This window comes from Bacillus sp. Au-Bac7, assembly GCF_021341655.1.
Lineage (GTDB): Bacteria > Bacillota > Bacilli > Bacillales > Cytobacillaceae > Niallia.
This window is the reverse complement of record NZ_JAJTTG010000001.1, coordinates 881,835-892,870: the sequence shown is the minus strand read 5'-3', so window position 1 is coordinate 892,870 and position 11,036 is coordinate 881,835. Positions and strand designations below refer to the sequence as shown.

Sequence of the window (11,036 nt, the reverse complement as noted above, 5' to 3'; positions counted from 1 at the left end):
AAATGAGTAGAGGAGCAGAAGGATGAAAGTAGCAGTTACTGGTGGAGCAGGTTTTATCGGCTCTCATTTAACAGATTATTTATTAAAAGAGGGATATGAAGTTCATATACTGGATAATTATTCGTCAGGCCATTATTTCCCTGAACATCCCAATGTGGTATTGCATGAAGTGGATATCCGCAGTGAAAGGGCGCAAGCAATAATCGAAGCCGAAAAACCTGCATTCGTATTCCATCTAGCAGCACAGGCAGATGTTACAAGATCGATTAACAATCCATGTGAAGATGCAGATATCAATATCAACGGCACTATTAATATATTGGAAGGATGCCGGAAAGCAAATGTGAAAAAAATTATTTTTTCCTCTACATCTGCAGTGTATGGCAATCTTCAAAAAGAAACGATTGAAGAACACGATCGTACATCACCAATTTCCTATTATGGATTATCTAAATTATCTGCTGAACAGTATATTCAACTTTACCAAGTATTATATGGACTGGATTTCACCATCCTGCGCTATGGAAATGTATACGGTCCAAGACAAACTGCCAAAGGAGAAGGCGGTGTTATTGCCGTTTTTATGGACAGGATTAAAGAAGGAAGCTGTTTAAAAATCCATGGAGATGGAAAACAGACACGAGATTTCGTATTTGTTGAGGATGTTGTGAAAGCAAACATCGCAGCAATGACAAGCGGCAGCAATGATATTTTTCATGTAAGTACAAATAAGCCAACAAGCATTAATCAACTTGCTGAGATTCTATTAGAACTTCATCCAGACAGTCTAGAAACCATTCATGTTACCAGCCGGACAGGTGATATTAAACACAGCTGTCTTTTAAATGAAAAATGCTGTGAACAGCTTGGATGGAAACCGGAGTACAGCATAAGTGAAGGCTTACAAAAAACCTATCATTATTATAATAATTAATAACCATTCTCCATATTGTGTTTCCTTTTCCTTGTAAAATTCAGTTTATAGTCGTATGCTGCTAGCCCCCTCTTCCATCACCTGTTTGCCTCTATGAGTTTTCATTTTGATAATGGCACACTAGTGTTATTAAAAGGAGTATGTACATGAAGCTTCATGAAATTAAAGGTGAATATGATGCTATTTATAGTTTAGGTGAAAACTGCCTGCCAGCCATGAAAATGAGACAGTTTCATCTCAGGCCATTTGCCGGTCCGCTAGATTGGGTAGGGATAAGGTATGTGCACAATGTAGCCAAGCTGATTCGCACTTATTTTACCGGTTTTCTTGCAGAAGAGAACCTAGTCACTACCGGATATGCTTCAGACTCCGATTTGCTTGTATATGATATTGATAATATCATCAGCTTTAACCATGATTTTAAAACAGACAGGAATACGATTGATAATCTGATGGATTTGCCGTTTGTTAAGGAGAAGTACTACAGAAGAATCACCAGATTCATTCAGAGTGTACAGACTGATAAACGTATCTTATTCATTCGGTCAGTAGCATCCATTGAAGAAATTATTGAACTCCAATCCGCACTTCGTGAGGTTGTCAAAGGTGACTTTACACTATTAGTCGTTAATCACTATCCAGTTTCTGATCTTATTGTGCAAGAATGCAATATTGATAATGTTTGTTCTATATGGCTGCCAAATGAAGATATATGGGATGGAAATAATCATCACTGGCAACAAATTTTCGATGGAATTTCTATTCGTCCGAAATGAAGGCATGTATAAAGGAGACTTAGAGTATATGAGTGTACAAGATATGAAAGGAACATATGACGCTATTTTCAGTTTAGGAGATTTGTGCTTGGCAAGCATCCAATTGCGTAAATTTAATTTGCGTCCATTTGCAGGGCCGCTGGATTGGATGGCTTCAAATAACCTGCCAGATGTTACTAGACTGCTGGCTAACAGATTTTCAGGATATATGGAACTTCATAACCTAAAAGCAACTGGAGAGTACTCGACAGGCATCAACTCTACAGATCCACATTTAGTCATTACAGATACCGCTTACAATATTGTTTCCAGCCATGATTTTCGAGCAGACAGCAATACATTTACAAACTTTCCGGAATATTCAAAGGTAAAACAGAAGGTAGATAGACGTGTGGAAAGAATGTTAAAATTCTTTGATGAAGGAGAACGCTTGTTATTTGTTAGGACAGAAGCATCATTTTCAGATACACTTCAGCTGCAAGCTGTCTTGTCTGATATTGTGAAAAATCAGTTTCATATACTGGTCGTCAATCATAATGACAGAGAGGATATGGAAGTGAAAAGCTGGCCAATCAAAAATGTTACAGTAGTGGAAATGCCTGTATACGAAAAGTGGACAAACAATGATGATTATTGGGAAGCTTTGTTTGAAAACATTAGTGTTAAAGAACTAGATGAATAAAAAACGCTCCATTATATGGAGCGTTTTTGCTTACTTTTTTTAATCTCTTGCAGGTAATTGCCCTTGTTAGTACGATAAATCTAAGTATCTAATCGCTGGTAATTTAATTTTAAAGTGTTAATTTTTGAAATGTCTGTATTCCTTTATTACAATAATAATGAAATGTAAAAACTAAAATGGATGGGAACAAAAAGGATAAAGGAGACAGCGATGAAATTTTCAAATCAAGTCGTCATCGTAACAGGCGCAAGCAACGGAATCGGTCAAAGCATTGCAGAGCACTATTTAAAGGAAGGTGCTAAGGTTGTTTTTGCAGATGTGGATGAAGCTGCGTCTAATAAAATAATTGAAGCGTCAGCTTATTCTGAAAATGCAGCTTTCATTAAAACAGACGTAAGGCAGGAACAGGATATTATTCGGCTGATGGAAGAAACGAAACAGAGGTTTGGCAGGATTGATATTTTAGTCAATAATGCAGGCAAGTCTCTGTTTAAATCTTTTTATGATCTAACTGTGGAGGAATGGGATGACATTATAAATACAAATTTGCGGAGTGTATTTTTATGCTCCCGCGAGGCAGCTAAGATAATGAGGCACAATACAAACGGCGGCTCAATTGTGAACATGTCATCGACAAGGGCATATATGTCTGAACCGAATACAGAAAGCTATAGTGCAAGCAAAGGCGGAATTATGGCAATTACCCATGCATTGGCGAACAGTCTTGCAGATGACCGGATTGCTGTTAACAGCATTGCTCCTGGCTGGATTGAAACGAAGCATTATGATTCATTAAGGGATGTGGATCATGAGCAGCATTTATCCAAAAGAGTTGGTAAACCTTCTGATATCGCTAGAGCATGTCTATTTTTGACAGACAGAGAGAATAATTTCATCACAGGAACAAATCTTACAATAGACGGCGGGATGACGGTTAAGATGATTTATGAAGAAGATTGATTTCTAAAAAAAGCAAGGAGGGTGCAATAATGCTTAATAATTTTGATGAAGTAGTAAACAGGCGCAATACATATTCGGTTAAATGGGATGGCGGCAAGCTCATTAAGGAGATGGGTCTCACTGAGCGCTATGATGAAGAGACGATTCCCTTATTCACTGCTGACATGGACTTGCCAGTACCACAGGCTCTTGTTGATGCCTTGCATAAGACAGTTGAAAACAGAATTTACGGCTACTCCATTTTTCCAGATGAATATTATAAAGCCATCCAGCAATGGTTCAAAAAAAGACATGATTGGGACATCGATAAAGATCATATTGTGTATAGCCCTGGCACTGTTCATGCAATTAATATGGCAATCCGTGCCTATACAGAGCCTAACGACGGCATTATTATTCAGCGTCCTGCTTATCCGCCCTTCACAACAGCAATTGAGGGGAACGGCAGAACAGTTTTGAACAACGCTCTTCTATATGATGAGCAGAGCTATTATACGATTGATTTTGCAGATTTTGAGGAAAAGGCAAGTCAAGACAGCACAAAAATGTTTATATTATGCAACCCTCATAATCCAACAGGCAGGATTTTCCGCGAAGATGAACTGAAAAGATTAGCGGAGATTTGCAAAAAGCATCAAGTATTGATCGTTGCTGATGAAATTCACGGTGATTTGATCAGAAAAAATGAAAAGTTCATTCCAATGGCGAAAATCGCTGATAATGAGATGTTAATTACTTGTACAGCCATCAACAAGACCTTCAATGTTGCTGGTCTTCATTGCACAAATATGGTCATTCCGAATTTAAAGCTGCGCAAACAATTTATAAAAACAATGGGTCACCAAATGGCATCACCGTTTACCATATCTGCGCTTATTGCTGTTTATAACGATGGAGAAGAATGGCTCGAAGATTTGAAAACATATATTGACGGCACGATGGAAATGGTGAAAGAATTTATCGATAAAAAAATGCCGAAGGTGAAAGTGGTCATACCAGAAGGCACTTATATTATGTGGATGGATTTTTCCGCCTATAATATTACACCTGAAGAAGTCCATGATCGCATCTATAACAGAGCGAATGTCCTGTTAGAGGATGGAAGTATGTTCGGAGAAGAAGGCACAGCCTTTCAGAGAATTTGTATTCCATCGCCGCGTTCACTCATTCAAACAGCGTTAGATCGAATAGCAAAGGAATTTGAAGATTTACAATAGTATATAACAGCATCATTACAAGGGCTAAGCTTCCAAATACTGTTTAAAGGTTTGCAGTTGTGTATTTTTAGGAGTATAATATTTTCATTATCGAAATTACATTACTTATATTTGGGGGCTTTTTCATTGGACATACTACATCAAATACTTTCCACTTATGCTTCCTTTTTTGATTGGGACATGTGGGTAGAAGTATTATCAGATCCAGTTTCGTGGGGATTGATTGGTTCATTAATCATCCTTGAAGGACTACTTTCTGCAGATAACGCGTTAGTACTTGCCATTATGGTCAAGGATTTGCCGAAGGACAAACAAAAAAAAGCACTCACTTACGGATTGTTTGGAGCGTATTTCTTCCGCTTTCTATTTATCGGACTTGGTGTATATTTAATCAAGTTCACATGGATTAAAGTCCTTGGTGCCGCTTATCTTGCGTGGATTGTTATTAAACATTTCTGGCTTGACAACAAGGATGAGGACGCTAAGGGAATTAAAAAAGACAGCTGGACTGTCCGGATGTTTGGTTCATTTTGGGCTACGGTCATTTCTGTTGAATTGTTGGACTTAGCATTTTCAGTTGACAGTATTCTCGCATCATTAGCTGTTTCTGAAGAAATTTGGATTCTGCTTCTCGGTGGAATGCTTGGAATCTTAATGATGAGAACAGTAGCGAAGCTATTCCTTGTATTAATTGATAAAGTGCCTGAATTGGAAAACACTGCATTTGTGCTAATTGGCATTATTGCTCTTAAAATGTTTGCAAGTATCTTTGGCTTTGAATTAGATCATTATATCTTCTTTGCTATATTGATTCTTGCGTTCATTATTACGTTTATCATCCACTTCATCAACAAAAACAAAAAGATGTCAGAAGAAGTGGCATCAACAAAAGAATAACAAATTAAGCCTTGTTCCAGTTTGGGACAGGCTTTTTTTATGTAAAAAATTATTTCGTATATTTATTAGCATAACTAGAGGCTACAAACGAATCAGGCTTAATCTTCGGTTCAACTCCAATTGATTCAATTCTTGCAACCATTTCATTAACAAACTCACTCGTTTTATTTCTTGAGCCGCTGCCAATATCTATATGTCCTTCCATTGAAAATGTCGCTCCACTATATATAAATGGCAGAACAATATCAATCAGTTCGTTTTTCCGTTCTTCTGTAAACAGAGACACCACTTCCTCTGTTAAGGTTGTTTCATAAGAAATTTTTTCGTGCAACGCCAGCATTTTGCGGGGAACGATTATTTTTCTAATGCATGCCCAAGCTCCTTTACCCTTGTTCTGGATTACAATGCCCGTTATAAAGGTAGTATGCTTAGGGTGAACCTGAGAATCAGTGCCAATCATCAACCGATAATTTCCCCGTGGATTTCTTCTCATAAAATTGGAAATGCGCTGAAAAACAACATCAAATGTCATCGACTTTTCTTGAAGATTCTGAAATGCCATCTCTGACCATCTTTTCGCCGCCATTCATTAGCTCCTCCTTCAAACGTCTAAACACAAGCAATGAAGTACTTACTATTAACTATTGTATGAGCACCCCTGAAAAATAGCACCAAGCATAACCATGTCATATTGTATGCAATGCTTTACATTTGGAGTTGGCGGAGGCCTAGTAAAACTAAGAGGAAAGGAAAAATAAATGAATGGAGTGTAATAACAGCTATTTTAAAAATAATCAACTAGAGAAGTAATATAAGTAGATAAAGCACCGTTCCTAAACGAAAGAGATTAATAAACTATTATTTCCACTTAAAAATTTTCACGAAACAGGTTTAAAAAAATGAAAAACAGTGTATATAAGCTAGGTGAATATAACAATAATAGAGAAAAGAAAACTGAACGGAAAAAGGGGATTTACATGAGCAATAATTCTATTCATATTGGTGGTTTACACTTTGAGTGGGAATTAGAAAAGGGCAGGTTTTTGTTTGAAGAGCAAGATGCTGTTCTTTTTTGGATTTCTAGTGCGATGAAAACTTTTTTTGATACGATTGAAGAAATATCTGGTGAAGAGGCTTCTAACTTAGTGTTTGAGGCAACCGGTTATCGTCAAGGTCTAGTCGTTGGCGAGTATTTTGAAAAAATGAAGGATGTAGATGTGAAGGAGGCGGCGAATCTTATTACCGCTACATATGCATCGGCAGGCTGGGGTGTGGCTGAAATTTTTGATTTGAATTATCAAACGAAAACTTTAACCGCTCATATTAAAGACAGCTGGGAATATAAAATAAATGTAGAGCAAGGAAAAAAGAAGGGCGGATGTTATTTAGCTGCCCATTATGCTGGTATATTTACCAGATTACTCGGCAAAAATATTTGGTACAAAATTATTCAAGAGCAGCTTGAAGGCAATGAGTGCAGCATTATTGAATACTTCCCATCAGAAATTACTGTTACGAATAATATCCATGAGCTCGCGAGGAAAAAAGAATCCGAACAGATTGCTCGATTAGAACAGGTTGTTGAGGAAAAAACGAAAGAGCTGAAGGAATTAGTCAAAAGAATTTCTTCTCCGATTATTCCCGTTCATGATGACATCGTAATTGTTCCGCTCCTTGGAAAGTATGATGAAGACCGTTCTGAACTGCTTGTTACTAATACACTAAATAATTTACCTCAATATAAGGCAAGCTATTTAGTATTAGACTTAACTGGTTTGGACCGGGATATCAGTCAGCATACTGCAAGTCTTTTGGAGAAAATCGGTTCGGCTGCAAATCTTATTGGCATTCAAACGATTTTAGTAGGAATTTCTCCAGAACTGAGTATTGTCGTATCACAGGCAAATATTAATTTATCTCAATTTGATTGTTTCCAAACGTTAAAGCATGGCATTCATTATGCATTGGGACAGCTAGGCAGGAAAATAATATAAGAAAACTCCTTATCGTTAAGATAAGGAGTTTTCTTTCTTTACAAAATCCTGAACCATTTTAATTGTAACGATTTTTCGTGTTGGAATAGTTCCTTGTTTTGCTAATTCATTAATTTGCTCTGTGACTGCATTAATATTATCGACAGTGAAGGGATATTCGTTTTTGCAGAGAGCAATTGCTTCTTCAATAATGAATTCTCGCTGCTGATCTAATGCTTGGAACTTTTTTACACGAACATTCACTTTATTAACATGTTTGGTAATGGCTTTATGTACATTCATGATTAAAACACCTTTAACAGTAATTTAGTTTTTTTTATATACTCAGATAAAGAGTGAAAAAAACTAGTTTACATAATATTATTATCTTCTACTTTAATTACGTATGAAATCCAAGTTAGATGGACAGCGAAAATACTTGCATATAATAACAGGGGAACAATGAGAATAATCGTCCATGTTTTTACATGTTTTGTTGAAAAAGTATAAGCGAAAATAAAGAGTAAGATTGATAAGAAGAATTTCAAAGCTAAAAACAAAAAAGGAGATATCTCCTAGACAGAACTCATTAACGGGTTTGCTTCATCTATTAGCTCAAGCTGTATCCCAATATAGGTTAATAACCCATCTGCTAAATTTAAAAAACTGATTATTAAAAAGAGTATTTTCACAAAAAAACACCTCTAGTTCTAGTAGTTAACAGCTAGTTATTCTTACTAATTATCCCAATAAATAGCAACAAATTAAATAGGTCATAACACGGAGAAGATAATTTCATTCTTTTGTAGCAGTTTTGACTGCATTACCGCGCATAATATCTCTTATGTGCGGTTTATTAAGGAATATAGTATAATAAATAATAGATAAAAGTCGAAGATTGGTGGATTATAGAGATGGATAATAATTTATTAGCAAGTTGGTATGAGGATGAAATTACTATCTTTCAAACAGAGATGGACAATAAAGATTACAGCAAATTTACAATAGAAAACTACATACGTGATATTTTCTTATTTTTAGAATTTATAACAAGAAAAAAGGCAGCAAAAGTAGAATTAGGGGATGTAAAAAAACTTCATATAACTTTATTTATGAATGAGCTTAAAACGAAAAGAGGCAACAGTGCTGCATCAAGAAATAGACGGCTGACAGCATTGCGCTCTTTCTTCAAATGTTTAATGGACTATGAACTTCTCGATAAAAACATTGCCGCTGAACTGGTAAGTGCAAAAGAACAAAAAGGAAAGCTGCCGAGTTATTTAGAAAAGGATGAGTTGAAAGCATATTTTGAAATGGTCGGCATTGTTTCCCAAAAGCAGCATCAGCGCAGAAATAAAATCATGATGGGCTTGATGGCTTTTGCTGGTTTGCGGGTTTCTGAGATTCATATTCTGAACATATCCTCGATTCAATCTGGCAAAAGAGGGTTGCACGTCTTAGGTAAAGGTAATAAAAATAGATATATTCCTTTGCCAGCAAAGCTTTATGATGAGCTGGCGGCCTATATTAAGGAAGATAGAATTCTGCCAATGAAAGGCTATGAAGATGCATTATTCATTTCCAGAAGAGGGAAAAGGATCTCAAGAAGAAGGATTCAGGAAATAACAGAGCGTATATGTGCTTCGATTGAAAGCGAATATCCAGAATATAACTGGAAACAAAAATCTATCTCCAGCCATAAGCTTCGCCACAGCTTTGCAACACATCTTGTCAGGGACGGCAGAGATATCAGAACAATTCAAGAGTTGTTAGGACATACAAATTTAAATACAACCCAAAAATATACACATGTCTCTGATGCGCAAAAAGAAAAAGCGATGGAGATGGAGCTGTCAGATTACTTTAATTAATTTTACGATAATAATATTATGTAAACTAATAAAATTATTGTCAGTATACATACTTTCTTCCTATATGAATATGCATAATAATAGACATATGGAGAAGGAAGTGTTCATGTAAATGCCAAGCAGAAAACATAGCGTTATAGTAAAAGCACCAATGGAGAAAGTATGGGATTTTGTTCGCTCAATGGATAATTGGGCTCCGCTTGTGCCAGGGTATATACAGCATCAACTTATCTCAGAAATGGTGTCAACATGGGAATTCAAGACAGATCTAGGTATTCTAAAGAAGAAGATCTTGTTAAGAGTTGATATTCTTAAATGGGAAGAACCTTCTGAGGTTTCTTTTAAATTAACTGGTATAAATGAAAAGTTTATGGGAAACGGGTATTTTTCAGCCGAGCAAAGCGGAGTGAATGAGACGAGGATGACTGGCTACTTGGAAATCAATGCGTTTGGAACGTTTGCACCAATGGTAAATAGTGTTCTCCAGCCGAAGCTCGATGAAATCACTCAAGAATTAACGATTGAAGTGTGTAAGGCAATTGAAAATGGTTAAATATAATATTATTATGTTAACTAGGTAAAGATGTGTTGTAACTAAACACATCTTTTTTTGTTGTTTCTTCCTTTATAACCATATTTTACATTTAACAACTATGATAATAGTAGTAGGAAAATAGATTGAGAAAAGCTATAATATAGGTAACTAAATTACATCTGAAAAGGGCAAACTTGTTGAAAAGCAAGGACGCAAAGCTATGGGCCTAACCGTTAGTAAAAACGAATGGCTGCCAGGCTGCCAGACTTCTCCTTTGGATTAGTCTAGGCTTTTCTAAAAGGAGAAGTATATATATGAAGAAACTAGTCATTCTTTTTCTGGTGGTGGGATTAATGCTGCCTGCTATTAATGCAAATGCTGCAGAAAGCAGTAAAACAAATGCTACTTGGATTTGGAATCCATGGTCATTAACATCAGCAGCTGGTCAAAATAAAATCATTAGTTTCCTAGTGAAAAATCAGGTAACGGATGTTTATTTGCAGGTTGACCAAGAGGTTGCACGGAAGGTATATCAACAATTTATTACTAAAGCGACTAATAATAAAATTAGTGTTCATGCATTAGATGGTGCACCGAAATGGGCTTTGGACGGCGGTCAAAGTTATGCTGACAGCTTGTTTCAATGGGTGAAAAGCTATCAAAAAAACAGTACGGAAAATCAACGTTTTACAGGTGTTCATCTAGATGTAGAACCATATATTTTGAAAGAATGGAATACAGACAGAGCTGACGTTGTATTAGCATATCAAAAATTAATCAAACGCAGCGGACAACTAAGCAATAACTTAAACCTTGAGTTTAGTATGGACATTCCTTTTTGGTTTGATGAAATAACATTTGCCAATACGTATGGGAAAAGCAATCTTGCAAAATGGGCTATTAAAAACAGTGATTTTGCCACAATTATGGCATACAGAAATGCAGCAGCAGGAATCAATGGTATTAATGCTCTTGTAAAAACAGAGGTGCAATATGCGAAAGACTTTGGCAAAGCAATCAATATTGGTGTTGAAACAGGAGAGTCTTCTGAAGGAGCAAATATAAGCTTTTATGAAAAGGGTAAGTCTTATATGAAAGGTGAGCTTGCGAAGGTAGCTAAAGCGTATCCACAAGAAAATATAAACTTTGCAGTCCATTATATCGAAACATGGATGCAAATGAAATGAGAAA

The 11,036-nt window shown here is 36.2% G+C and carries 12 protein-coding genes, 1 pseudogene and 1 riboswitch; of the genes and pseudogenes, 10 read left to right on the top strand and 3 right to left on the bottom strand.

Annotated elements, in window-relative coordinates:
- Positions 1–22: 22 nt before the first annotated feature.
- From LXM54_RS04585 to LXM54_RS04560, 6 genes are all read left to right on the top strand, one after another.
- Positions 23–934: an NAD-dependent epimerase/dehydratase family protein gene (locus LXM54_RS04585; protein ID WP_233313905.1), complete on the top strand. Its 912-nt coding sequence runs from the start codon at positions 23–25 to the stop codon at positions 932–934.
- A 146-nt stretch (positions 935–1,080) separates the two neighbouring features.
- Positions 1,081–1,710, top strand: a complete 630-nt coding sequence (locus LXM54_RS04580; RefSeq protein ID WP_233313904.1) for a DUF1796 family putative cysteine peptidase — start codon at positions 1,081–1,083, stop codon at positions 1,708–1,710.
- 28 nt (positions 1,711–1,738) lie between these two features.
- Complete coding sequence (locus LXM54_RS04575; RefSeq protein ID WP_233313903.1) at positions 1,739–2,392, top strand: DUF1796 family putative cysteine peptidase; 654 nt, start codon at positions 1,739–1,741, stop codon at positions 2,390–2,392.
- Positions 2,393–2,602: 210 nt separating this feature from the next.
- A complete protein-coding gene (locus LXM54_RS04570; protein WP_233313902.1) occupies positions 2,603–3,352 on the top strand; it encodes a glucose 1-dehydrogenase in 750 nt (249 codons plus the stop codon).
- A 29-nt stretch (positions 3,353–3,381) separates the two neighbouring features.
- Entirely contained in the window at positions 3,382–4,569 is a 1,188-nt protein-coding gene (locus LXM54_RS04565; RefSeq protein ID WP_233313901.1) for a MalY/PatB family protein, read from the top strand.
- A gap of 126 nt (positions 4,570–4,695) precedes the next feature.
- Entirely contained in the window at positions 4,696–5,466 is a 771-nt protein-coding gene (locus LXM54_RS04560; RefSeq protein WP_233313900.1) for a TerC family protein, read from the top strand.
- 49 nt (positions 5,467–5,515) lie between these two features.
- On the opposite strand, the gene LXM54_RS04555 is transcribed toward LXM54_RS04560, so the two are convergent.
- Positions 5,516–6,052: a ribonuclease H-like YkuK family protein gene (locus LXM54_RS04555; protein ID WP_233313899.1), complete on the bottom strand. Its 537-nt coding sequence runs from the start codon at positions 6,050–6,052 to the stop codon at positions 5,516–5,518.
- Positions 6,053–6,443: 391 nt separating this feature from the next.
- Between LXM54_RS04555 and LXM54_RS04550 the strand changes: the two genes are divergently transcribed.
- Positions 6,444–7,460, top strand: a complete 1,017-nt coding sequence (locus LXM54_RS04550) for an STAS domain-containing protein (protein ID WP_233313898.1) — start codon at positions 6,444–6,446, stop codon at positions 7,458–7,460.
- A 15-nt stretch (positions 7,461–7,475) separates the two neighbouring features.
- Here LXM54_RS04550 and LXM54_RS04545 read toward each other — a convergent pair whose 3' ends face one another.
- Both LXM54_RS04545 and LXM54_RS28205 read right to left on the bottom strand, forming a co-directional pair.
- Positions 7,476–7,742 (bottom strand): DUF2533 family protein, encoded by a 267-nt coding sequence (locus LXM54_RS04545; RefSeq protein WP_233313897.1) that lies wholly within the window; start codon positions 7,740–7,742, stop codon positions 7,476–7,478.
- 68 nt (positions 7,743–7,810) lie between these two features.
- Positions 7,811–8,131: pseudogene (locus tag LXM54_RS28205) on the bottom strand (DUF5658 family protein).
- Positions 8,132–8,353: 222 nt separating this feature from the next.
- Between LXM54_RS28205 and LXM54_RS04535 the strand changes: the two are divergent.
- The 3 genes from LXM54_RS04535 to LXM54_RS04525 all read left to right on the top strand — a co-directional run bounded on the left by LXM54_RS04535 (position 8,354) and on the right by LXM54_RS04525 (position 11,032).
- On the top strand, positions 8,354–9,310 hold the full coding sequence (locus LXM54_RS04535) for a tyrosine-type recombinase/integrase (RefSeq protein ID WP_233313895.1): 957 nt from the start codon (positions 8,354–8,356) through the stop codon (positions 9,308–9,310).
- Between the two features lie 112 nt (positions 9,311–9,422).
- Positions 9,423–9,863, top strand: a complete 441-nt coding sequence (locus LXM54_RS04530) for a CoxG family protein (protein ID WP_233313894.1) — start codon at positions 9,423–9,425, stop codon at positions 9,861–9,863.
- Between the two features lie 159 nt (positions 9,864–10,022).
- Positions 10,023–10,111: riboswitch (cyclic di-GMP riboswitch) on the top strand.
- A gap of 48 nt (positions 10,112–10,159) precedes the next feature.
- Positions 10,160–11,032: an amidase gene (locus LXM54_RS04525; protein ID WP_233313893.1), complete on the top strand. Its 873-nt coding sequence runs from the start codon at positions 10,160–10,162 to the stop codon at positions 11,030–11,032.
- Positions 11,033–11,036 lie beyond the last annotated feature (4 nt).